Genomic DNA, 24072 nt, shown 5'->3' with positions numbered 1-24072 from the left:
TTTATGCCTCCGGTTGTGCCTTGACGTGGATCCAGATCGTTTGCCAGCCCGCCAGTTCGCAAACGCCATTAAAGGGGGTTCCTGTCAGGAGATCTGTCCCCGTCACGGGTAAGAGAAGTGTTTGTGATGCGCCAGTGACATTCACAATACCGTAGACAGTTTCTTCCTCTGTCTGGTGGTGGCGTTTGACGCCAAATAGCGCATCCGGCAGTGTAAGGACTTGTTGAGCGGCTGCCGGTGAGAACGCGGGATGTTGTTGGCGAATGCGCAGTAATGTCGTTAGTGCGGCATAGATCTTCGCTTGTCGGGATTCTGGCGTGACTAATGCCTGATGCGTGGCGGCGAAATCTAGTTTTTCACGGTTAATACGGCGATTGATCCCTGACGCGTTCAACCCTGCGATATCATTTTCGCTACCGAGAAGGCTGTGGTAGTAAATTGCAGGAACGCCCTGCAACATAAAGAGGATGGCGTGAGCGGCGGCAAATCTGGCAACCTGCGTGTCGGGAGCTTCTCCCGGTTCGCTTAACGCGCTCAGAAAGTTAATGTTCATCTCGTACGGCGACTGGCTGCCGTCTGGATTGGTGCGCCAGGAAATTCGTCCTTGCTTACGTTCTACTTCACTGACCAGGAACGCTTTTTCTTCCGTCGAGAGGATGTTTTCGACAGGTCGCAGGCCAATGCCGTCATGGCTAGCGAGGAAATTGAAAAATGTGGTGTTGGCAGGAAAGGTTTCTTGCTCCAGGCTTTGCGCCCACTGGCGTAGCCAGCGTGCGTTGCCGCGCAGGCAGGCATGCAGTGTCAGCGGTGGTAGCGGGAATTGATACACCATATGAGCCTCATCCCCGGCACCCAGATAGCTGATGTTTTCCTGATGTGGCACATTGGTTTCGGTAATCAGCAGGCAGTCAGGCCAGATCTCTTCCAGGATCGCCCGCCAGAGTTTGATTACCTGATGGGTTTGCGGCAGATGAATGCAGCGGCTGTTTTTCTCTTTCCACAAGAAACCGACGGCATCGAGTCGAATTGCCTGGGCACCGCGTGAAGCATATTCCAAAAGAATATCAATACTTTCCAGTAAAACCTCGGGTTCACGGAAGTTAAGATCGATTTGATCGGCGCTGAATGTGGTCCATATATGCGCCGTTTCCCCTGTTTTAAGCGTGAATGGCGTTAATAAAGGAGATGTACGCGGACGTGTGATCCGGCTGTAATTTTCATCCGGATCGGCGTTGATAAAGTAGTTCTGGTAGCGAGGCTCACCATGCAAATAGCCCTGGAACCAACGGCTTTGCTGTGAAATATGGTTAATCACAAAATCGAACATTAAATTGAAATCGCCCGCCAGCGCGGCAATATCTGACCACTGCCCAAGATGGGGATCAACCTGTCGGTAATCCACCACGCTAAAACCGTCATCGGAGGTCCACGGGAACATCGGCAGCAGGTGAATGTCACTGATCGTCCCCTTCAACCACAGTTTTGCAAACTGGTGGAGAATCGATAGGGGATTTTCCCCTTGCGCGCAGATGCTATCGCCATAGGCGATCATCCAGATACGGCTTTGATCTAACGGAATCGTCGTTTGCGTTTTGGGTTTCCAGCGTTGGATAAGCTGTTCAATCTTCGCTGCGATTGCCTGATGATCCGCTTGCGGATAGAGCTGTGCCAGCGTGTCGCGGATAAATGCTTTATGTGGGGAGATATTCATACTTTTGCGTCACGCTCCGGCAGTGAGAAAAGGAAATCGCATGTGGCGAAAGGCGCAATTTCGCGGCAGTGCTTAACGGGTTCTTCCAGATAGTTAATCTGCGGCATTTCTTGCAGCAATGGTGGTAGTTCAACAGGATGCTCACCGGCATTGAAAATACGTAATATTGTTCCATTTATCGTCTGGGCGTGTGGCAGCGCCGAGAGCATGAGCGGCTCAGGCAACTTCAGCAGACTGAAAGTTTCTGGCAGTGAACGCGGTGTGAAATTGAGCGTGAAGCGCTCCAGACGGTTGTCCAGCGTATTCAATTTCTGGTTCTGCCAGCTGAAAGGCTGACGTAAAGCTCTGGCCTCAAGGCGGCGTAATGTCAGATGGTCGGCACGCTCGCTAAGTGTCAGGGTCAGGCTAAAGATCAGGGGCTTGTGGAGCTGGGCCTCGGGCGTGTAAACGACGGTATTATTGATGCCGGAAGCGCGTCCGGGGCGCCAGGCCAGATCGTCGCGTCCCAGAACGCCTGTTGATTTGAAGAGCGTCAGCGCCACCTGTGATGTTGCGTTTTGCAGGATCTGATACTCTTTCATGCCCAGGCTGTTTATGACCAGCGCGTTGTTGTTTTCCGCAATGGCGATAATTCCCTCGCTGGTTTCGATATCGACAGGTTTCTCACGATAGTTTTGCTGCCAGTTCGCAGGGGCGTCGGCAATGGGGCGGTGAATAATGCCGAAAGGCTGCGAGGCTATCGATTCCTGGGTATGAATATCGCTGTTGATCAGCAGGCGCAGGCGGTGGTCGCAAACGTTGTTTTCCAGACTGACATCAATAAAAAGATGGGTTTCGCCCTGGCGGAGTTCGCAAACAACCTGTATCGGACACGCTTGTGTCGCGCGTTGGCTTAATGAATAAGGCAGGCTGAGCGTGATGCCCAACGTTAAGCGCTCGACGTGCTGGCTCTTTTCGCAGGCGAGAAGCGTGAAGTCATTGAAATTTTTGGGGATATCACCTTTCAGCGGTGAAAAATCATAACTGTCACCTGCATCCGCACAATCTTCGAAGGTCAGCAGGTCGGAGAGCGTTCTGCCGGTACGTTTATCCCGTAGCGTCAGTGTTCCGTCATCAAGGCTGAGTCGATAATGGTCATTTTCAATATGGTTTTCGGCATAAGGGCGCAGCGTAGAAACCGTGTGCGTGCCCTCGCGAACGGCAATATTGATATAACCCAGTGCGGGCAGTTCCTGCGTGTCGATAGCGATCTGCGAGCGATAATAAGGCGGAAGCTCAACCTCTTTTTCTCCCTGCGGCGTAACCTGAATCACGCGTCCACCGGAAAGCTTTGTTTGTTCAATAATGCTAAATGAGAGAGTCTGCTCGCCAGCGCAGAGTTCAAGGGATGGTGTGCTGGTATATAGCGTGGCGTTGACAACCCCGGACCAGGGCGTCGCGCCAGGGTTCACCACAAAGAGGTCGTTCTCCTGGCTGCTGGCAATGGCCAGCTCTTTAATCACCAGATTCCACAGGCTATGGCTGAGCTGTTCCGTCTGTTCCAGGCGATGCAGAATATCCCGGTTGGTGGCATCACTGTTACACCCGCCTATGGAGTCATGGGCATGGTTGCGTAACAGGTTTTTCCAGATTTGATCAACCCACTGGAGGTTGACATCAATATCATGATGGCGGGCCAGCGCAATAGTCGGTTCCAGCTTGCCCAACAAAAATTGTTCGATATCGTAATTTTTCTTTTTAATGTCGTAACGAACGGAGCCGATGGTTTTGTGGATCCGGGTATAGCGCGGGGATTTCAGTTCGCCTTGCCAGCAGGTAAATCCATCTGCTTGCTGACGAAGCGTATCAACAAACGCTTCCAGCGATGATATCTGGAACCGATCGCCTGTAGGGGAGCGTTCGCTGACCGTCTGCAGAATCTTGGGTAACAGAGGATCAATATTGACCTGATCGCCGCCGCAGGGCAGGAGTAAGTCATGCAGACCGGCGCGTTGGCGGATGAGATTCACCATTGGAAAGATTTTTTCCTGCAGGTGGGCATCGTCCGGTTGAATATTTTTGGCTGCCCCGTAGCCAAACAGCATTGCGCAGGCAATGACTTGCGAACCTGACGGAGCACGCCAGATAAACTGGCTCTGTGCAACCTGCGTGTCATGATCAATGCCGCGCCAGAACACGATGTTGTCCAGGTTGCATCCGCGAAGCAGCGTCGGGAGCTGGCTGTTATGACCAAAGGTATCGGGCAGATATCCCACCATCATGGCGTGGCCCAGTTTACGCGCGGAAAGTATGCCGTACTTCAGGTTGCGGATAATCGATTCGCCGTGAACGTTGAACGTATCCGTCTGGGTGTACCACGGGCCGATGTAAAGCCGCTTGTTTTTGACCAGCAGCTTCAGGCGGTCAGTGTATTGCGGATTGACGGCCAGAAAATCCTCAACCACGGCGGTTTGTCCGTCGAAATGGTAACAGGTGTAATCGGCGTAACGTTCTAATGTATCAATAACATCGGCAAAGTTTCGCGATGCCAGGATATTGCTGTCCTGCAACGTGAAATACCACTCTTGATCCCAGTGCGTGTGGGCGATGACATGGATATGACTCATTTTACTTTCCTGAATTTGTTGCCAGTTTCGGGCTGAAGAAAAGTACGCCCAACGCGCACACCAGAGAGCCTGCGAAAACGCTTACCAGATAGCCGGTGACGTTGGTGGCGAGCGGCCATCCCCAAACGGCAGGTAGCGGTAAGGATTGTTTGACACCTAACGTTGTGGCGATGAATGCGCCAGACATTGCGCCGACCATAAAGACGGGGATCAGACGCGGGTTTTTCAGAATAAAGGGGATCGCGCCTTCGGAAATGCCAATGAATCCCAGCAGTAGTGAGGTACTACCGATAGTTTTTTCTTCATTATTGAACACATCAGGAAGACCGAAGCGGTTATTGAGCAATGCGGCAATGCCGACGCCGATTGAAGGGATGACGATAGCCAGTTCTCTGGCTGTTAAATCGAAGGTATCGCTCACGCCGTTAAGTCCCAGCGCCACCGACCCCGCAGCTTTGTTAATTGGCCCGCCGAGGTCGAAAGCGGTACCTGCTGCGATCATCAGCGAGTAAAAGCTGCGCCCGGAGTCTCCGGCGGAAGTAAAAAAGGCCACCATCGCCTGATTCAGCGCGCCAAAAATGGGGTTAATCAGATACTGCATCACAATAACCAGTGTAATACCGGTACACAGTGGCACGATCAGCATGGTTTTTATGGTGGTGATTTGCTGACGTACTTTTATTGTATCGTTGAGCCATTGCACCAGATGACCGACAAAAAAGCCGATGGCGATTGCGCCAAAGAATCCCGAGGGCATAAAACCTTCGAGATTAAAAAAGCGCTTGTAGACTTCGTCAGACATAATTCCGCCGATAAGACCAGGTATCAGTGCGGGTTTCCCGGCAATTGAAAAGGCGAGGTACATGGCAAATACCGGGTACATAAACTTGATGACCATAAAGCCCAGTTTATCCAGCACCTCGAACGGCGTTCCGGCGATGGGAATAAATTGCCCGGTTATTTTCGCCACCGCCATAAGTAATCCACCGAGAACGACAACAGGCAGCATATAGCTGATTGCTGCCATAATATGGCCAATAAATATTTGCCATGTGGAATGATGCTCTTCGGGTTCGTCAGTTATTTGGGTGGAGCCTTTGCTCAAGGCTAGCGCCTGGCGAATATAGCGCTCGGTATTCTTAATCAGTTCCTGGGTACGAATTTTAAGATGTAGCGTGTTTGCGAATCGTTCAGCATCCTGGATAGGAACGTCCGTTGCCAGTATGACAGCGTCAGCGCTGGCGATATCTTGCCGGGAAAGCTTATTTTTGACCCCATCGCTTCCTTGTGTTTCTACCTTAACATCAAAGCCATTTTCTTTCGCCCAGGTGACAATTTTGTTGGCCGCCATAAATGTATGGGCGATACCTGTAGGGCACGCCGTTACTGCAACAATTTTTAGTTTTGTCATTGTAAAATCTCTAAAAATAGGACTGCGGAAATTATAAAGAGAAATAAAAGAACCATTAAACGTTTGGTGATACTAATTGCGTATGGGCATACCTGTATCCTGATAGTGTGATTCGCATTGCAGTGTCAGGTATAAGATACGAGTATGATTATTCTATCTTTAGTTAAAGAGTGCTGTTTTATGAATTCTTTTCAAGGTAGTGAAAGATTAATATTCGAATATATACAGTGCCATGCGCATGAAATTTCTGATATTTCCGCTAAAGTGATTGCGACCGAGACCTTCACGACGACGACGTCGGTGAATCGGGTGTGTAAGAAAATGGGGTATCAGAGTTATACCGAACTGCGTTATAAATTTTCACGAGACAGACGTGTTGCCGAACCGGTAAAATATAGTGTTGGCAACGAGAAAACAGAAGTAATTATACAATTATGTAACCTGCTGAGTAATTCAAGTCATATATTTTTATATTCACGTGGTGCATCGCTGACCAGTTTGAATTACCTTTCTCGCTTTCTTTCACTGGCGAGTTTACCCCATTTGATTCTCAATGATATTCATCAGCTTACCCGGGTCTCGCGAGGAACGCTGGTGCTGATCAGTAAATCGGGAGAAACCGCTTCTTTAGTTGAGATGGCAAGAAATGCTTTGCGAAAAGGGCTAAAAATAATTGCGATTACCAGGAGAGAATCGTCGTTAGCGGCGCTGGCTACGCTGTGTTGGCCCCTGGACATTGATATAGATGCGATTTCCTTATACCAACGGGAAGGCCAACTGGAGTTGTTGACCGTTGTTGACCGCATCGGTTGCTATTTGTTGCAACACGATGCGGCGTAAAACATCAGAGTTGCTTAACGATACCCAGACGCACGGCGTAATCATTTTCATGATTTCCGTTGTCATTGATGTAGGTTTTATCAAGAGACACTAGCTCAACATACGGGGTCCAGCCATCGTCCAGTTTATAATTGAACGCCACGGTATGTTCCCAATACGTATCATCACCCGTTCCCTGGTCGACACCATCCTGCCAGCGGAAGCGGGGATTATAGGACATGCCAAACTTGCCGATATTATAGGCAAACCAGATATCGAACTGGTGAGATTGACGGCGAGTGTAACCGCTGCCGTCTAATTCTCTGTCACTGTGTGAGTCATTTACGGTGTTATAGCGATAACGCGCGGAGAGATTAAGTCCATTATCAAAAGACTTCCATCCTTGAATAAAGGGACGGTAATGCGTGTTGCTGGTGGTAAATACAGTAACCATCCCCGGCGCAATTGCATAACCATCGCCTAAATCAAAACGCCAGCGCGTTTCTATTTCTTGAGCGGCTTCAGTGACACCTTTATCATCGGGGTCGTTACGATCGGTATCGCCAAAAAATGTGTCATTGTGATTTTGTGCAGCCTCAACGGAAAAATAAAATCCATTATCGGCCTGGTGCATGACTTTAATACGTGAGTCATTAACGTCAGAGTTGGTGTTATGACCAAAGCGTAAATCAACAGCAGTATTTCCACACCATCCCTGGCTGCTAATCATTAATGCTGAAAGAGAACATGTTCTAATAAGATTTTTCATAATATCCTGCCGGGTTATATAATAAGAGGCAGGGGTATTTTTGTTTTATTCTCCAGCGCTTGTAAATTTTATCATGGTACATTTCAGGTATCGCTATACGTCACTCCTGAATTGAATAATAAAAGATACGGATAAAGATGCTTATCCGTATCTTTGCGGCGTTACTTCTGCAACCACCAGACGGCCTCAAAAGGACGTAGTGTCATGTCCCCAGGTTGGCTGGCGACCTCGGCATAGTTGTGCATCAGCACCTGCCAGTTTCCATCGGCCTGGACTGGCTGCCAGTTCTGGAAGGTATCGCTCAGATTAGCAATGACCAGCAGCCGCTGCCCTTGCCACTCGCGTTGGTAACACCACAGATGTGGGCTGTCCGGTAACAGATCCTGATAGTCGCCCCAGGTAATAACTGGCTCCACTTTGCGCAATGCGATCAGTTTCTGATAGGTGTAGAACACCGAGTCGGCATCGCTCAGCGCTGCCGCCACGTTGATCTCCGCTGCGTTGTCACACAGATTGATCCATGGCTCGCCCTCGGTAAAGCCCGCGTGTTGGCTGGCATCCCACTGCATCGGCGTGCGGCTGTTATCGCGGGATTTACTGGCGAGGATCGCCAGCAGTTCGTCGGCATCTCGCCCCTGACCGTTCAGATCGACAAACATGTTATGGCTTTCCACATCGCGATAATCGGTAATCTGGCTGAAGTGCGGATTGGTCATGCCGATCTCTTCACCCTGGTAGATATAGGGCGTGCCCTGCATGCCATGCAGCACCATCGCCAGCATTTTGGCCGACGGAATGCGGTATTTACCTTCATCGCCAAAACGCGACACGATGCGCGGCTGATCGTGGTTACACCAGAACAGCGCGTTCCAGGCTTGTTTATGCATGCCCTGCTGCCAGTGGCGGAACAGGGTTTTCAGCGCGACATAATCGGGTTTGGCTAACGTCCACTTCTCACCGTTGGGGTAATCCACTTTCAGGTGGTGAAAGTTAAAGGTCATCGACAGTTCGCTGCCATCGAGTGCGGCGTACTGCTGGCAATTTTCCAGTGTGGTGGAAGACATCTCGCCCACCGTCATCAGGCCGCGTGGCGTGAAGACGTCGCGGTTCATCTCGCGTAAAAACGCATGCGCGCGCGGGCCGTCGGTATAAAAACGCCGCCCATCGCCGTCGGGATCGTGCGGGAAGTCCTGATCTTTAGAGATAAGATTCACCACGTCGAGGCGCAATCCGTCCACGCCGCGATCGGCCCAGAACTCACAGACTTTTTTTAGCTCGGCGCGTACCGCCGGATTTTCCCAGTTCAGATCGGCCTGCTCCGGAGCAAAGAGGTGCAGATAGTACTGCTCGCTTTCGGCGTGCCAGCCCCAGGCGTTACCGCCAAATTTGGAACGCCAGTTATTCGGCGGGCTGTCTGGCGTGCCGTCGCGCCAGAGATAAAACTGACGATACGGGCTGTCTTTATCCAGAGCTTCACGAAACCAGGCGTGCTGGGTTGAGGTGTGGTTAAACACCATATCGAGAATAATACGGATGCCGCGCGCTTTCGCCTGCGCCACCAGTTCGTCAAAATCTTCCAGCGTACCGTAGGCCGGATCGACAGACAGGTAATCTGCGACGTCGTAACCGTTATCAACCTGCGGCGAAATATAGAATGGCGTCAGCCAGATGGCATCGACTCCCAGTTTTTGCAGATAGTCGAGGCGCTGCATCACGCCGCGTAAATCGCCGGTGCCGCTGCCGGTAGTGTCCTGAAAACTCTTGGGGTAAACCTGATAGATAACGCCGTTTTGCCACCAGTGGGGAATATTCATGGTTGTTTCCTGGAAATACGCTGGGGCGCAACTGCGCCCCGAAGAAAAGTTAGATAATTTGTAATGTGCCCAGACGGTATTTACGCTGGTAAACAAATGAGGTCAGTATCATTGGGATAACAATCGCAATGACCATCGCCATGCCAAATACCTGCCAATAAGTCGGCTGGATGGAGAGGATGCCCGGCAAACCGCCGACGCCAATCCCGTTTGCCAGCACACCGTTCAGGCCGCACAGCAGTCCGGCGAGACCGGAGCCGATCATCGCGCACAGCATCGGGAAGCGGTATTTCAGGTTGATCCCGTACATTGCTGGTTCAGTTACTCCAAGATAAGCAGAGATCGCGGCAGGAACGGAGATTTCACGTTCGTTGTGCTTGCGACTGGAGATAATGATCCCGACCACCGCAGAAGCCTGAGCGATATTCGACAGTGCGATCAGTGGCCATACCGGCGTGCCGCCCATGCTCTGAATCATCTGCATGTCGATAGCCAGTGTGGTCTGATGCACACCGGTGATCACCAGCGGGGCGTACAGGAAGCCGAACAGGGCCGCGCCAATCGGAGCAAAACTGCCGGTCAGCAGATGGCGGACCGCAAACGCGACACCGTCGCCGATCATGCGACCAAACGGACCGATGAAGGCGTGCGCGAGGAACACCGCAATGATCAGCGAGCACACCGGGACGATCACCAGATACAGGTAATCCGGCACGATGCGCTTCATGCGTGTTTCAATAAACCCGAGCGCCAGACCAGCCAGCAATGCCGGAATGACCTGCGCCTGGTAGCCCACTTTCTCAATGCTGAACAGGCCGAAGTTCCACACTTCCGGTACCTGCTGACCGAGCAAATAAGCGTTCATTAACTGCGGTGAAACCAGGGTTACGCCCAGCACAATACCGCGGATCGGCGTACCGCCCATTTTCTTCACCGCCGACCAGCAGATCCCGACCGGCAAATAGAAGAAGATCGCCTCGCCAATCAGCCACAGGAAGTCGTAAAGGGTTTTCAGCGAAGGATGCATCTGCGCCAGCGTCTGGCCATTGCTCATCGGCAGATCGCCGATCACGTTACGGAAACCTAAGATCAAGCCGCCGCTAATCAGCGCGGGCAGCAGCGGGAAGAAGATCTCCGCAAAATGAGAAATCAGCTGTTCATGCCATTTCATATTCTGCCGCGCCGCTTTTTTCGCCTGCTCTTTGTCGGCGCTGGCTTGTCCGGTAGTCGCCAGCAGCGCTTTGTAATAATCACCTACCTCGGTGCCAATCACCACCTGAAATTGCCCGGCATTGGTGAAGCAGCCTTTGACCATCGGCAACTGTTCGATCTCTTTCGGCCTGGCGTTCGCAGGCTGATTCAGCACAAAACGCAGGCGAGTAATGCAGTGACTTACCGTGGCGATATTGTCGCGCCCGCCTACCAGCTCAATCAGCCGGTCGATGTCTGCTTGTTTTATTTTGCTCATGATGACGTGTGTTCCCCGTAGGCCGGATAAGACGCGTTAGGTCGCCATCCGGCAACTCTCGCGTTGTTGGCGCCAGAGTATATCGTCGATGAATATTTAAAAATGGGAACGTTCCCGAAACGCAGCGAAGATCACAAATTAACGCTCAGAAAGCGGTCAGGAGAGGGTGGAAGGAATAACGATTTGTCGTGGTTCGCTGCGGCCGTTGATCTGCTCGATCAGCTGAGAGGCCGCTTGTCGCCCGGCTTCGGCGTATCCTGGGTCGACGGTGATAATTTCCGGATGGAGGAATTTCATCAGCGGCGTGCTGCCCACGCTCGCCAACTGCAGGTTCTCAATTCGCTGCTCCTGCAGGTATTTGCTGACCCCAAGGGCGAGGGTGTCCGTCGCGCAGACTAATGCGGTGGTTTCCGGGGTGATGACACTGGCGGCCTGCTCATAGCCCTGCTTCATGGCCAGACCCGGCAGCGCGGCAACCGGATGCAGTTTGTGTTTCTTACAGAATGCCAGATAAGCTTCATGGCGGCGCTTACCGGTGGTCACGTCGCTATGAGGAACGCCAAGAAAGCTAATATGGCGATGCTCGCGTTCATATAAACGCTGCATCAGGGTGCGAATGGCACCCTCATCGTCATAGCAGACCGAGGCAATGCCTTTGGCATCTCTTGCCAGCAGCACCAGCGAATCCTGCCAGGTGGTGAGCATGGATTCAGTAATGCCGGTAAAACCGAACAGCACCACACCGTCAATGTTGCGGCGTCGGAGCATGCCGAGATGTTCTTCAACCAGTTCGGGTGAGAACTGGCTTTCCATCATGATCGGATCGTAACCCTGTTCATAAAAGGCGGGCAGCATGGTCTGCACGGCGAGATTTTCCGAAAGCGAGTCCAGACGCGTGACGATAATCGCCACTACCTTGTCGCTTTGCCCACGCATGGCGCGTGCGGAGCGAGAAGGGGAAAAACCGTGCTGATTCATCACCGCTTCAACGCGCTCGCGGGTGCGTTCACTCACGCCGCTTTCATTGTTGAGCACACGGGAAACGGTTGATTTTCCCACACCGCTTAAGCGGGCGATGTCTTTAATGGTCAGCCGATTTTGCATCCTGTTTTCCCATGTTGCGTGTGAAGTTATGCCAAATAGAGAATAACTTTACTCAAGCGCAGTGCAATGGGCAAAGTCTGGTATACATTTGGTTTAGTTTCCGTGCTGTATCATACCGCCATAATTGCCACAAACCTTATGGTTTTCTGCGTATAATCCGCAGCGCAAATCTTTCACTTACCGGAGGCTATATGGATCCCGATCCCACCCCTCTCCCGAGACGGAGAAACAACCCTTTCCGGTAAGCCTGTCTTTCACTGTCTTACCGGATGCGTAAGACAGTGACGTTCTGACGTCCCTGTTACGATTTTGAGATTGCCATCAGGCAAGGCTTTGCCACGCCTGAAGGATTTACTGCGCCTGTTTATACTGGTGCAGGGGGACTGCCTATGTTCAAAAATATTACTCGCCAGCTATTTGCCCGGCTAAACCGCCATCTACCGCATCGTCTGGTGCATCGCGATCCGCTACCCAATGCGCAAACCGTTGCCAGCACGCCGATCCCACCCTCGCTGAGCGAACATTGCCTGAAAATGGCGCTGATGGACGAAGCCGCGCTGTGGAAAACGTTCGGCGCGCACCCAGAAGGGTTGAACGCCGCAGAAGTCGAGAACGCTCGCGAAATCTATGGCGAAAACCAGTTGCCGGCGCAGAAGCCGTCGCCCTGGTGGGTGCATCTGTGGGTCTGCTACCGCAACCCGTTTAATATTCTGCTGACTATCCTTGGTGCGATTTCCTATGCCACCGAGGATCTGTTCGCTGCTGGCGTCATCGCTCTGATGGTCGCCATCTCGACGCTGCTGAATTTTGTGCAGGAGGCGCGTTCCACCAAAGCGGCGGATGCGTTGAAAGCGATGGTCAGCAACACCGCCACGGTGCTGCGCGTTATCAACGAGAAAGGGGAGAACGGTTGGGTTGAACTGCCGATCGATCAGTTGGTTCCTGGCGATATTATCAAACTGGCGGCAGGGGATATGATCCCGGCCGATCTGCGCGTGGTACAGGCTCGTGACCTGTTTGTGGCTCAGGCTTCGCTGACCGGTGAATCGCTGCCGGTAGAGAAAGTTGCAACCAGCCGCGACCCGCAGCAAAGCAACCCGCTGGAATGCGATACCCTGTGCTTTATGGGCACCAATGTGGTGAGCGGCACGGCGCAGGCCATCGTGATTGCGACCGGGGCCAATACCTGGTTCGGGCAACTGGCGGGCCGCGTCAGCGAGCAGGAAAGCGAGCAGAATGCCTTCCAGAAAGGGATCAGCCGCGTCAGCATGCTGCTGATCCGCTTTATGCTGGTGATGGCGCCGATTGTGCTGATCATCAACGGTTATACCAAAGGTGACTGGTGGGAAGCGGCGCTGTTTGCGCTGTCTGTGGCGGTGGGACTGACTCCAGAAATGCTGCCGATGATCGTCACCTCGACGCTGGCGCGTGGGGCGGTGAAGCTGTCAAAACAAAAGGTTATCGTTAAACACCTCGACGCTATCCAGAACTTTGGCGCGATGGATATTCTGTGCACCGATAAAACCGGCACACTGACACAAGATAAAATAGTGCTGGAGAATCATACTGATATATCTGGAAAGCCCAGCGAACACGTCCTGCATTCTGCGTGGCTGAACAGCCACTACCAGACCGGGCTGAAGAATCTGCTGGATACGGCAGTACTGGAAGGCGTGGACGAAGAATCCGCCCGCCGTCTCTCTACCCGCTGGCAAAAAATCGATGAGATCCCGTTTGATTTCGAACGTCGCCGCATGTCGGTGGTGGTGGCAGAAGAAACCGATGTGCACCAGTTGGTCTGTAAAGGGGCACTACAGGAGATCCTCAGCGTGTGTACCCAGGTGCGTCACAACGGCGAGATAGTCCCGTTAGATGACAACATGCTGCGTCGGGTGAAACGCGTCACGGACACGCTGAACCGCCAGGGGCTGCGCGTGGTGGCGGTGGCGACGAAATACCTGCCAGCGCGTGAAGGTGATTACCAGCGTATTGACGAATCCGATCTGATCCTCGAAGGCTATATCGCGTTCCTCGATCCGCCGAAAGAGACCACCGCACCGGCGCTTAAGGCGCTGAAAGCCAGCGGTATTACGGTGAAAATTCTGACGGGCGATAGCGAGCTGGTGGCGGCGAAAGTGTGTCATGAAGTGGGGCTGGATGCGGGCGATGTGGTTATCGGTAGTAGCATTGAGGGGTTAAGTGACGACGAGCTGGCAACGCTTGCCCAGCGCACCACGCTGTTTGCCCGCCTGACACCAATGCACAAAGAGCGTATTGTCACGCTGCTCAAGCGTGAAGGTCATGTGGTCGGCTTTATGGGGGATGGCATTAACGACGCTCCGGCGCTGCGCGCGGCGGACATTGGTATCTCCGTTGACGGCGCGGTTGATATTGCACGTGAAGCGGCTGATATCATCCTGCTGGAAAAGAGCCTGATGGTGCTGGAAGAAGGGGTAATCGAAGGACGCCGTACCTTCTCTAACATGCTGAAGTACATCAAAATGACGGCCAGTTCTAACTTCGGTAATGTGTTTAGCGTGCTGGTGGCGAGCGCCTTCTTGCCGTTCCTGCCGATGTTGCCGCTGCACTTACTGATTCAGAACCTGCTGTACGATGTATCCCAGGTGGCGATTCCGTTTGATAACGTCGACGAAGAGCAGATCAAAAAGCCGCAGCGCTGGAATCCCGCCGAGTTGGGCCGCTTTATGATCTTCTTTGGACCGATCAGCTCGATCTTTGACATTCTGACTTTCTGCCTGATGTGGTTCGTCTTCCATGCCAATACGCCTGAACATCAGACATTGTTCCAGTCTGGCTGGTTCGTGGTGGGCCTGCTGTCGCAAACGCTGATTGTGCATATGATCCGTACCCGTCGCGTGCCGTTCATCCAAAGCCGCGCCGCATGGCCGCTGATGCTGATGACGCTGGTGGTAATGGTGGTGGGCATTGCATTACCGTTCTCGCCGCTGGCCAGCTATCTGCAATTGCAGGCGCTGCCGCTGAGCTACTTCCCGTGGCTGATTGCGATTCTGGCGGGTTACATGACATTAACCCAGCTTGTGAAAGGTTTTTATAGCCGCCGCTACGGCTGGCAGTAATCTTTTTATTTCTCTGCCGGATGGCGTTCACGAAGCCATTCGGCATTTCTGGATCTGCATAAAAACCATCTCCTATGGAGGTGGTCAGCAACAGGTTTTGGTTTTGCCTGTTCAATTCTTCTAAATTTATTCTGAATTATGGAATTGCTAATGCCCTTCAACAGAAGAGGGTACATTGTAAATGTTAACATCAGAGTATGTTAATTATTTACAGGGAATGATTATGTCAAATTATATATTGGGAAAAGAAGATCCTGAATATATTATAGATGCTGGGAGTGGTGAATGGTGTGGTGCTGGTCACTTTTCTGAACAATTATATCACTATAAATGTTACTTAGAGCAATTGGTCGAGGGTAGCTTTTATTTAAAATATCGTTATCCCGTTGCTCGGGACCATTTATTACATTATCTGCAAAACACTGGTGAAGATGTACATATTAATTTATTCGACCTGATGAGCAAATCAAATCAGTTAAGAGATAATTATGTAAGTGAGTTGAATGAGGCGAAAGTATTTTGTCGAAATTTATCACCAGGGCAGCATTTTTTTACTTCTGAGTCTGTTAGTACAGATGATTTTATTTCCAGCGATCCAGATCTTTTTTATGCTATTGGTGGATATCAATATTGGGGCAAAGGACAGGTATTAATTACTGAAGATAAGTATAAAAATACGATGAGCAATGGTAGTAGATTATGTAGTTATGATTTGACATTTCAGTTTAAGTTTTTTGACAGGTATAACTGGAATGTTACTGTCGCAAATTCTGAGGTTCGTTTAGGTAGTGTTATTCCGGTTAGTGATGATTTCATGGGCAGATTTCATCAGGAATGCCTTGCCAGAGAGTACAATATTTTTGGTACCATTGAATCAGAGGTGAAATGGCATGACTGAGCATCGATGCTCTTTGTTTCTGGGAAGAATTCTCAGTGTTGCTACATTCTGCGCTTTTCTCTATATGATTTATGTTGTTTTGGCTTGTTGTGCTCCCATACGTGAAAGCTATCAACTTCTGGTTGTGCAATGGTGCCGTAATGATGATACCAGTATCCATTATGCGGAAAATATCTCGTGGCATGGCTTATATGTTTACCTGGAAAAATCGGCTGGAAACATTATATTAAGAGAAGTAAATACTCCAATTGATAACTCCTTTCAGCCTTACAGGTATATTTACAACATAATCGGTCATGAGCATGAGCTGCGTTTGGCCAGTGAGAAGTGGGGAGCGATTGAGTGTCAGGCAGGAAATAAAGCTATTATTGGTTCATCCGGTTATCTCTTTTCATGGGGGCCGAACTGATGAAGTTTGCTTTACAACGATGCAGAATAAAAATTATCATGTTAATTGGTATTTTGTTGATTTGCATTTTTTTAATCGATTCAGTCGGTCGTTATAATAAGCTTGTTAGCTTCAAAATTTATAATGGCGTGATATATACTTTAGAGAAGATAGATGATGATAGTATCTACGTTCTCAAGGCTAATGTTTATAGCTCAAAAGCTAATTGGCTATTAGGTCGAGTTTGTTTTTCAAAAAATATAGATTCACAGAAAAAAAGAACAATGAAATTGTATCACTGGAATTTTAAAAAAATTGAGAATAAATCAGTTAGCGTAACGAACAAGGGCAGAGAGCTGAGTTTTCCAGTTAGAGATTGCTTGTGAAAAAACAACGCGTAAGGAACCCTGCCAGAGCAGGGCTCTCTAATAAGACTTAGCGACGAACGGCGATCGCTTCAATCTCGATTTTCACGTCTTTCGGCAGACGGGCAACTTCTACGCAAGAACGCGCCGGGAAGGTCGCGTTGTGCTCGGTGAAGAATGCTTCGTAGGTCGCGTTTACGGTGGCGAAATCGTTCAGGTCTTTAACGAAAACGGTCGTTTTTACGATGTCGCCCACTTTCAGGCCTGCTGCTTCAACGATAGCTTTTACGTTTTCCAGCGACTGACGTGCCTGAGCGGATACGTCTTCCGCTACGGCACCGGTTTTCGGATCGACCGGGATCTGACCGGAAGTGATTACCATGCTACCCAGGTCAACGCCCTGAACATATGGGCCGATTGCTGCTGGTGCATTTTCCGTCGCGATAGTCTTGCTCATGATTTCTCCTGAATTTACAGCGGTAGTAGAATGTTCCCGCCCATTATACACGTCATCCTTCACACTGCCTCTTCGTTGGCTACGTCCTCTTACCCTGGTCACATAGTTTACTATGCTCCCAGTGATAATCGGACTTGCCGCCTCGATGCATTGCGAATGCTTATGTGTAACGGGAGCCGGGATCTCATAACCAACCCCAATTAGTTGGCCAGCACCACATAATGCGAAAACTCTTTTTCACAGTATTTGCATTTGAGTGCGATGTCATCGGCACGTTTTTTCACTGCAAAACTGGAAGAAACCGGCTCAGCATGACTGATGCAGTTGCTGTTCGGGCAAACCAGCACGTTATCGATACGCTCAGGCAGGCTCGGACGTGATTTACCCACCACGTCGTAATCGTCAATGCGGTTTACCGTTGCCTGCGGGGCGTACAGGGAGAGCTGGTTTACCTGCTCGTCGGTCAGGAACGTGTTTTCGATTTTAATCAGATCCTTACGACCCATCTCGCCAGACGGCAGGTTTAGACCGATGGTGATACGTTGGTCGGTTTCCGTCAGTTTGAACAGCGTCAGCAGCTTAAAACCAACCTGTGCGGGAATATGGTCAATCACGGTGCCACGTTTGATGGCTTCAACCTGCAGTTTGTTATCGTGTGTCATCTCTTTTTCTCCCTTACAGTGCCAGTTCGCTATTCAGTACCAGTGCCAGTAACGCCTGGCGGGCGAAGATGCCGTTGCCAGCCTGCTGGAAATACCAGGCGTGCGGCGTCTTATCGACGTCGGTGGTGATTTCATCGATGCGCGGCAGCGGATGCAGCACCTTCATGTTCGCTCTGGCGCCGTTCAAATCGCTGGCGCGCAGGACAAACTGTGCTTTCACGTTGGCGTATTCGGACGGGTCCAGACGTTCTTTTTGTACGCGGGTCATGTAGAGGATATCGACCTCCGCCATCACTTCTTCGATGGTGCCGTGCAGGCTCCAGGCAATACCTTTTTCATTCAGCATATCCAGAATGTATTGCGGCATGGCCAGCGCGTCCGGGGCGATAAAGTAGAAGCGATTACCTTCGAACTTCGCCAGCGCCTGGGTCAGGGAGTGGACGGTACGGCCATATTTCAGGTCACCCACCATGGCGATGTGCAGATTGTCCAGGCGACCCTGAGTTTCCTGAATGGTAAACAGGTCCAGCAGCGTTTGGGTGGGATGTTGGTTGGAGCCGTCGCCTGCGTTCAGTACCGGAACGTTACCGGAGAACTCCGTAGCCAAACGCGCGGCGCCTTCCTGCGGATGACGCATGACGATGGCGTCGACATAGGTGCTGATGACGGAAATGGTATCGGCCAGGGTTTCGCCTTTTTTGCCCAGCGACGTGTTGCTGCTGTCAGAAAAACCCACCACGCTGGCGCCCAGGCGGTGCATGGAGGTTTCAAAGGATAAACGGGTGCGGGTTGACGCTTCAAAGAAGCAACTGGCGATAACCTTATGCTTTAACAGCTCCGGCTGTGGGTTAGCTTTTAATTTCGCCGCCGTCGCGAGGACCAGATTGAGGTCATCGCGGCTGAGGTCGTTTATGGAAATGATGTGTTTTTGATAGAGCGGGTTAGCCATGTTTATCTCCTGACGCCTGGGCAAAAAAAAAGCCCCTCAATTGAGGGGCTCGGAATGGGTGATCAACGGAAAGAAAAACGGCAGGCCAGCGTCCTTTTTCAGACGCGGTAAGACAAAATGTCGTACACACTGAACCATACATCCTCCCGGCAAATTGTCCGCGATTATACTCAGCTCCGTTATGGGATCAAGCGGAAAATGCACAATTTATTCACCGCAAACGGTTCTTATGAATTTTAATTCATTTTAAATAGATAGTTAATCTGCTTGTGCACCAGCCCCGTTCGCTGCACAACTCGCGGTGCAACCCAGACAATACTGCTGCCAGCGATGACACCCAGAATCTCTGGTAACGCGTGGTAATCGAGGATTCTGGCAACGGCACGGCCATAACCTGCCGCCGTGTGGATGAGGATAAATTCGCTATTGTGCTCAACGCTGACCACCATTTCAGCAATCGATCGGGCAGCGTCAGGAGCGGGTCGCGACTGCGGATTTACAGAATAAATTTTTTGCCCTTTTGTATTTCTTATTTTTATAGCCCCGAGCAGTTTCAGCAGACGGGATACCGTTGACTGGCTAATTCCGGTAAAACCATGGTGCTGGAGATCGCGGCGAAGCGCTTCCTGAGAAAGGTAGCTTTTTTCGCTAATCAGGCGCTGACAAATCGCCAATTGTTTCTGCTCTTTGGTCGAGTAATCATCGAATTCCTTCATAAATACACCCTAAGTTTATCATTTGTATCAATGTGATGGCGAAATTCACCACATTTGCAGTATCAATAACGGCTCAAACGGGCGGTTGCGCAGAAAAACGAGAGTGCGCTCAAAAAAGCCGTCGGGATCCGACGGCTAAAAGGGCTACAACATCGCGCCGATACTCAGGACGGCCATGTTCAGTAACGTCAAAATGAGCAGGAGCGGGGCGACCCATTTCAGGTAGCGCACGTAAGGAACACGGGCGATGGCTAACCCACCCATCACGACGGCTGAGGTGGGTGTAATCAGATTCACAATGCCGGAAGCGGATTGATACGCGGTGACGACCAGATCCCTGGGGACATGCGCGAAGTCGGCCAGCGGGGCCATAATGGGCATCGTTAGCACCGCCAGGCCAGACGAGGAAGGGACCAGGAAGGAGAGCAATACTTCCAGCCAGTAGGTCACATTGATGAAAATGGTGGTGGACAGACCGGAGACTAAATTTTCGGCGCTGTGCAAAATAGTGTGGGTGATCATGCCGTTGTCCATCACCACCACGATTCCGCGTGCAATGCCGATAATCAGCGCCACGCCAAGCAGATCCCGCGCACCGTCAATGAATGTACTGGTGAAGGCTTCTTCACTCATGCGGGCAATCACGCCGACGATAATGGCAGAAGCCAGAAAGACTGCGGATATTTCTGCCATCCACCATCCGAGTACCGCGACGCCATAAATCATTACCGCAAAGGCGGCGGCGAATATCAGCAGGATCCACTTACGCGTGGCTGTGAATTCAAGATTGGTATTGCCGCGATTGCCGAGAAAATGCGCACGGTTTTCCTCCATTTTATCCGCCACAATCGACAACTCCGGGTGATTGCGGACTTTGCGCGCATAACGCATGACCCACACCACACAGATAACATAGCCGACGATCAGCAGCAGAATGCGCATCAGCATTCCCTGGGTGAAGGGGATCCCGGCGGCGTTAGCCGCGATAACCGTTGCGAAAGGGTTGATTGTCGAGCCGAGTGTGCCAATGCCCGCGCCGAGCAGAACGGTGGCGGCGGCAACCAACGGATCAAAGCGTGCGGCCATCATGACCGGAACCAGCAATGTGTAAAAAGGGAGTGATTCCTCCGCCATCCCGTAAATCGTACCTCCGGCGGCGAAAAGTCCCATCAGAATGGGGATCATCCACTCCTCTTTACCGTTCAACCTGACCGTCACGCGCTCGATACCTGCGTCGATGGCGCCTGTTTTGTTTACTACGCCGAGAAACCCACCAATAATCAGGACAAACAACGCCACATCAATTGCGCCTGCGGTATAGGTTTCGTGGTTGTAAAGACCGTCAATCGGGGCCAGCAGTACAGCGGTAAAACCTTGCGGGTGCGCCTCTGTGGGGGCATAAGTACCGGCAACTGGCACTTCTTTGCCCAGAGTAGCATTCATCGCCATCTGGTATTTCCCTGCCGGGACTATCCAGGTCATAACCGCGACGAGTGCAATGAGAATAAACAGGATGGTATATGCGCTGGGAAATTTGAATTTGCCCATGATGTTCTCCGGATAGCTTGGGCATATGCCGTCAGGCGACATACGCCCGCTGGGGTTAGTCGCCGAGGGTCGCTACCATTACCGCTTTAATGGTATGCATCCGGTTCTCTGCTTCGTCGAAGACGATGGAATGAGCTGACTCAAAAACCTCTTCCGTGACTTCAAGTCCTTTCAGGCCGTAGGCCATTTCGATTTCACGTCCAACCTTTGTGTGCTCGTTATGGAAGGCGGGCAGACAGTGCATAAATTTCACATTGGGGTTACCGGTTGCGTTGATGACCCGCTGGTTAATTTGATAGGGCGTCATCAGGCTAACGCGTTCTGCCCAGGCTTCTTTGGGTTCGCCCATAGAGACCCAGACATCGGTGTAGAGGAAATCGACGTCGTATACGCCTTCCTCAACATCCTCTGTGAGCGTAATGCGTGCGCCAGTCACGCTGGCAATTTCACGGCATTCGGCAACCAGCGCCTCGTCAGGCCAGAAGGATTTAGGTGCGACCAGACGGATATCCATCCCCATTTTCGCTGCGCCAACCATCAGGGAATTACCCATGTTATTGCGGGCGTCACCGAGATAAGCGAAACTCAGTTCCGGCAAGGTTTTACCCGGGGCGTGTTCCAGCATGGTCATCAGATCCGCGAGGATCTGGGTGGGGTGAAATTCATTTGTCAGTCCATTCCAAACAGGAACTCCGGCAAATTGCCCCAGTTCCTCCACAATGTCCTGGCCGTATCCGCGATATTCAATGCCGTCGTACATGCGGCCTAGCACGCGGGCAGTATCTTTCATTGATTCTTTATGGCCGATCTGCGATCCACTTGGGCCGAGATAGGTCACCTGTGCGCCTTGATCGAAAGCGCCGACTTCAAAGGCACAGCGGGTACGGGTTGAGGTTTTTTCGAAGATCAGCGCGATATTTTTACCGACCAGCGTCTGTCTTTCGCGCCCGGCCTTTTTTGCCGTTTTTAACTCGATAGCCAGATCGATCAGGTACTGGATTTCCGTCGGGGTGTAGTCCAGCAGTTTGAGAAAATTGCGATTTTTCAGGTTAACAGTCATGAAAATGTCCTTATGTAGGCCGGATAAGGCGAAGCCGTCATCCGGCAAAAAAAAGTCCTACGCGTTAGCGTCGGTGGTTTCGAGACGAATTAGCGTGCCTTTGTCGCCGGCGAGAATGGCCGAGCCGTCGGCCAGTGAACCGATGCCAGCAATCCCACGACAGTGAGAGACGAATTCCGCGCAGGCGGTGACTTTGGGGCCCATTGAACCGGCGTCGAATTGCATTTCACCGAGCAGTTCCGGGGTGACCTGGGACAGTGGGCGCTGGGTAGGTTTGCCCCAGTCGAGGTACACGGCATCAGCATCGGTGAGGATCAGCAACGCATCGGCATGGAGTTGGCGGGCGAGTAGGGCGGCGGAGAGATCCTTGTCGATCACCGCTTCAATGCCGTGGTAGCCATCGGCTTTTTCCACCACCGGTACGCCGCCTCCGCCGTTGCAAATCACCAGATGATCGCGGGCGATCAATGTACGAATGGCATCACTTTCAACGATACGTTTGGGTTGTGGAGAGGGCACAACGCGGCGGAACGCTTTGCCATCGGCTTTGAAAATCCAGCCCTTTTCCGCGTGTAGCGTTTTAGCCTGAGCGTCGTCGTAAATCGGTCCGATATATTTGGTCGGATTGCTGAAGGCTGGATCGCGGGCATCGACTTCAACCTGAGTCAGCAGCACACTAATTTCACGCTGTGGAAGCTGGTTTTTCAGCGCCTGTTGCAGCATATAGCCAATCATTCCCTGACTTTCCGCGCCGAGAATGTCTAGCGGATAGGGGGTGACGCTGGCATACGCACTGTTTTGCAACGCCAAGAGTCCAACCTGCGGGCCATTGCCGTGCACCAGAATCACGCGCCATTGCTGTGTGAGCTGAGCGATAGTTTTTGCCGCCAGCTCAATGTTCTTGCGCTGGATGTCAGCTTCCAGCGGCTCGCCGCGTTTGAGCAGCGCATTGCCGCCCAACGCCACAACCAGAGTAGGTTTGTTTTCCATGACTTTTCCTTAAATACCGTCGCGTTCCAGTGGGCAGCTCATGCAGCGTGCGCCGCCGCGTCCACGTCCAAGTTCGTCGCCAGGAATGGGTAAAACGGTGATGCCTGCTTTGTCGTATTTCTCGTTGGTCCAGATGTTGCGCTCGTAGCCCACGACCACACCGGGGCGTAGCGTCAGGACGTTGTTGGCGTCATTCCACTGTTCGCGTTCAGCTTCGAAGGCGTCGCCTCCGGTGGTTATCAGCGTGATTTGGTCGAGGCCCAGCGCTTTTTCGAGGGCATGTACCAGAGTACTTTCCTGGGTGCGTTTCAAGCCGCCGCGCCCGTCTGGCGTCAGGGTCCAGCACTGGACATCCGGGCGTACCACTTCCGGGTAGACGGAGAAGGTATCGATATCAATGTGGGTCATGACGGTATCGAGGTGCATACAGGAGCGATGTTTCGGCAGTTCAACCGCGATGACGCGTTCAGCCTGGCGATGCTTAAACAGAGACTGGGCAAGGAATTCAATGCCCTGCGGCGTGGTGCGTTCCGACATACCGATGAGTACCGCGCCGCGACCAATGACCAGCACATCTCCACCTTCTAATGTGGCGTGGTCGTAATTAATATTTTCATCGCCGAAATATTTAATAAATTCACCATCAGCAAATTGAGGGTGCCAACGGTAGATCGCCCGCAGGTTATTGGTTTCTCTTTGCCGCGCGGTTTTTGCCATTGGGTTAATTGACACACCGTTATATATCCAGCATGAGGTGTCGCGGGTAAATAAGTGGTTTGGTAATGGCTTCATAATAAAGTCATTAATATCGTGAGTATCGACCACCATATTTTTGATGGAGGCAGGAATTTCTCCGTAAGTTAGCCCACCGCTTAAATGCCGGGCGAGTTCCCGATGCTGCATATCTGCAAGCCAGGCGCGAATATCCGTGGCGAAAGCGGGGCCAAGGCGATAATCAGAGATTTGTGTCTCCAGCAACCAGTCTTTGGCATCTTGGACATCTAAGGTTTGTGTCAATAAATCAGTGAGTAACAGAACCTCAATCCCTTGCTGACGTAACGTGTTGGCGAAAATGTCATGCTCTTCTCCTGCACGTTCTACCGAAAGAACATCATCAAAAAGCAGTTCCTGGCAATTTGATGGCGTCAGCCTTTTTAAGCTGAGATTAGGGCGATGTAGCATTACGCTACGTAATTGACCGATTTCAGACCCGACATAATGCTTTTCCATCATTATTCC

At 51.5% G+C, this 24072-nt stretch carries 22 protein-coding genes; 6 read left to right on the top strand and 16 right to left on the bottom strand.

All coding sequences use genetic code 11. The features are described from left to right. Nucleotide 1: 1 nt before the first annotated feature. The 3 genes from OGX67_RS13420 to OGX67_RS13410 are packed head-to-tail and all read right to left on the bottom strand — an operon-like array spanning nucleotide 2 to nucleotide 5728. Nucleotides 2-1711 (bottom strand): sugar phosphorylase, encoded by a 1710-nt coding sequence (locus tag OGX67_RS13420; protein WP_199400142.1) that lies wholly within the window; start codon nucleotides 1709-1711, stop codon nucleotides 2-4. Next, nucleotides 1708-4317: a glycoside hydrolase family 38 N-terminal domain-containing protein gene (locus OGX67_RS13415; protein ID WP_257651289.1), complete on the bottom strand. Its 2610-nt coding sequence runs from the start codon at nucleotides 4315-4317 to the stop codon at nucleotides 1708-1710. Before OGX67_RS13415 ends, OGX67_RS13420 begins: the two co-directional genes overlap by 4 nt. Nucleotide 4318: 1 nt before the next feature. After that, a complete protein-coding gene (locus tag OGX67_RS13410; RefSeq protein ID WP_204584192.1) occupies nucleotides 4319-5728 on the bottom strand; it encodes a PTS fructose transporter subunit IIC in 1410 nt (469 codons plus the stop codon). Nucleotides 5729-5908: 180 nt separating this feature from the next. Between OGX67_RS13410 and OGX67_RS13405 the strand changes: the two genes are divergently transcribed. Further along, entirely contained in the window at nucleotides 5909-6568 is a 660-nt protein-coding gene (locus tag OGX67_RS13405; protein ID WP_003844915.1) for a MurR/RpiR family transcriptional regulator, read from the top strand. A gap of 4 nt (nucleotides 6569-6572) precedes the next feature. Here the strand turns inward: OGX67_RS13405 and OGX67_RS13400 are convergent, their stop codons facing one another. The 4 genes from OGX67_RS13400 to treR all read right to left on the bottom strand — a co-directional run bounded on the left by OGX67_RS13400 (nucleotide 6573) and on the right by treR (nucleotide 11702). After that, complete coding sequence (locus OGX67_RS13400; protein ID WP_071696509.1) at nucleotides 6573-7316, bottom strand: oligogalacturonate-specific porin KdgM family protein; 744 nt, start codon at nucleotides 7314-7316, stop codon at nucleotides 6573-6575. Between the two features lie 161 nt (nucleotides 7317-7477). Then, nucleotides 7478-9130: an alpha,alpha-phosphotrehalase gene (treC, locus tag OGX67_RS13395; protein ID WP_257651288.1), complete on the bottom strand. Its 1653-nt coding sequence runs from the start codon at nucleotides 9128-9130 to the stop codon at nucleotides 7478-7480. 49 nt (nucleotides 9131-9179) lie between these two features. Next, nucleotides 9180-10598, bottom strand: coding sequence for a PTS trehalose transporter subunit IIBC (treB, locus tag OGX67_RS13390; protein ID WP_257651287.1), 1419 nt, complete (start codon nucleotides 10596-10598; stop codon nucleotides 9180-9182). 156 nt (nucleotides 10599-10754) lie between these two features. Further along, the gene (treR, locus tag OGX67_RS13385; protein WP_003844911.1) at nucleotides 10755-11702 is read right to left on the bottom strand and encodes a trehalose operon repressor TreR; all 948 of its coding nucleotides are present in this window, start codon (nucleotides 11700-11702) and stop codon (nucleotides 10755-10757) included. Between the two features lie 11 nt (nucleotides 11703-11713). Here treR and mgtL point away from each other — a divergent pair, with 11 nt between their 5' ends. The 4 genes from mgtL to OGX67_RS13370 all read left to right on the top strand — a co-directional run bounded on the left by mgtL (nucleotide 11714) and on the right by OGX67_RS13370 (nucleotide 16107). Next, nucleotides 11714-11947 carry a mgtA regulatory leader peptide MgtL gene (gene mgtL / locus OGX67_RS26860; RefSeq protein ID WP_099975506.1) on the top strand — a complete coding sequence of 78 codons (234 nt, stop codon included), beginning with the start codon at nucleotides 11714-11716 and terminating at the stop codon, nucleotides 11945-11947. A gap of 144 nt (nucleotides 11948-12091) precedes the next feature. Next, on the top strand, nucleotides 12092-14800 hold the full coding sequence (gene mgtA, locus OGX67_RS13380; RefSeq protein WP_071687245.1) for a magnesium-translocating P-type ATPase: 2709 nt from the start codon (nucleotides 12092-12094) through the stop codon (nucleotides 14798-14800). A gap of 223 nt (nucleotides 14801-15023) precedes the next feature. Continuing rightward, on the top strand, nucleotides 15024-15698 hold the full coding sequence (locus tag OGX67_RS13375; protein WP_226999266.1) for a hypothetical protein: 675 nt from the start codon (nucleotides 15024-15026) through the stop codon (nucleotides 15696-15698). Then, nucleotides 15691-16107, top strand: coding sequence for a hypothetical protein (locus OGX67_RS13370; RefSeq protein ID WP_286526635.1), 417 nt, complete (start codon nucleotides 15691-15693; stop codon nucleotides 16105-16107). Before OGX67_RS13375 ends, OGX67_RS13370 begins: the two co-directional genes overlap by 8 nt. Before the next feature lie 414 nt (nucleotides 16108-16521). Here the strand turns inward: OGX67_RS13370 and ridA are convergent, their stop codons facing one another. From ridA to pyrL, 4 genes are all read right to left on the bottom strand, one after another. Beyond that, the gene (gene ridA, locus OGX67_RS13365) at nucleotides 16522-16908 is read right to left on the bottom strand and encodes a 2-iminobutanoate/2-iminopropanoate deaminase (protein ID WP_000047544.1); all 387 of its coding nucleotides are present in this window, start codon (nucleotides 16906-16908) and stop codon (nucleotides 16522-16524) included. Nucleotides 16909-17108: 200 nt separating this feature from the next. Beyond that, the gene (gene pyrI / locus OGX67_RS13360; protein WP_003025816.1) at nucleotides 17109-17570 is read right to left on the bottom strand and encodes an aspartate carbamoyltransferase regulatory subunit; all 462 of its coding nucleotides are present in this window, start codon (nucleotides 17568-17570) and stop codon (nucleotides 17109-17111) included. A 13-nt stretch (nucleotides 17571-17583) separates the two neighbouring features. Further along, complete coding sequence (gene pyrB / locus OGX67_RS13355) at nucleotides 17584-18519, bottom strand: aspartate carbamoyltransferase (protein ID WP_003025818.1); 936 nt, start codon at nucleotides 18517-18519, stop codon at nucleotides 17584-17586. Between the two features lie 36 nt (nucleotides 18520-18555). Further along, a complete protein-coding gene (pyrL, locus tag OGX67_RS13350) occupies nucleotides 18556-18657 on the bottom strand; it encodes a pyr operon leader peptide (protein ID WP_003025819.1) in 102 nt (33 codons plus the stop codon). Here pyrL and OGX67_RS13345 point away from each other — a divergent pair. Further along, on the top strand, nucleotides 18637-18759 hold the full coding sequence (locus OGX67_RS13345) for a hypothetical protein (protein WP_085951582.1): 123 nt from the start codon (nucleotides 18637-18639) through the stop codon (nucleotides 18757-18759). The two genes, pyrL and OGX67_RS13345, sit on opposite strands and share 21 nt — an antisense overlap. Here OGX67_RS13345 and OGX67_RS13340 read toward each other — a convergent pair. From OGX67_RS13340 to arcA, 5 genes are all read right to left on the bottom strand, one after another. Continuing rightward, nucleotides 18756-19235: an arginine repressor gene (locus tag OGX67_RS13340; RefSeq protein ID WP_003839609.1), complete on the bottom strand. Its 480-nt coding sequence runs from the start codon at nucleotides 19233-19235 to the stop codon at nucleotides 18756-18758. The genes OGX67_RS13345 and OGX67_RS13340 overlap by 4 nt on opposite strands. A 144-nt stretch (nucleotides 19236-19379) precedes the next feature. Next, nucleotides 19380-20783 carry a YfcC family protein gene (locus OGX67_RS13335; protein WP_138828136.1) on the bottom strand — a complete coding sequence of 468 codons (1404 nt, stop codon included), beginning with the start codon at nucleotides 20781-20783 and terminating at the stop codon, nucleotides 19380-19382. Nucleotides 20784-20838: 55 nt separating this feature from the next. Further along, entirely contained in the window at nucleotides 20839-21843 is a 1005-nt protein-coding gene (gene argF / locus OGX67_RS13330) for an ornithine carbamoyltransferase (RefSeq protein WP_003025826.1), read from the bottom strand. 57 nt (nucleotides 21844-21900) lie between these two features. Continuing rightward, nucleotides 21901-22833: a carbamate kinase gene (arcC, locus tag OGX67_RS13325; RefSeq protein WP_016149477.1), complete on the bottom strand. Its 933-nt coding sequence runs from the start codon at nucleotides 22831-22833 to the stop codon at nucleotides 21901-21903. Between the two features lie 9 nt (nucleotides 22834-22842). Continuing rightward, nucleotides 22843-24063: an arginine deiminase gene (gene arcA / locus OGX67_RS13320; RefSeq protein ID WP_003025834.1), complete on the bottom strand. Its 1221-nt coding sequence runs from the start codon at nucleotides 24061-24063 to the stop codon at nucleotides 22843-22845. Between the last annotated feature and the right edge of the window lie 9 nt (nucleotides 24064-24072).

This window comes from Citrobacter sp. Cf118, from assembly GCF_030334095.1.
Taxonomy (GTDB): domain Bacteria; phylum Pseudomonadota; class Gammaproteobacteria; order Enterobacterales; family Enterobacteriaceae; genus Citrobacter; species Citrobacter freundii.
The sequence above is the reverse complement of the archived record's forward strand: the minus strand, read 5'-3'. Positions and strand labels throughout refer to the sequence as shown.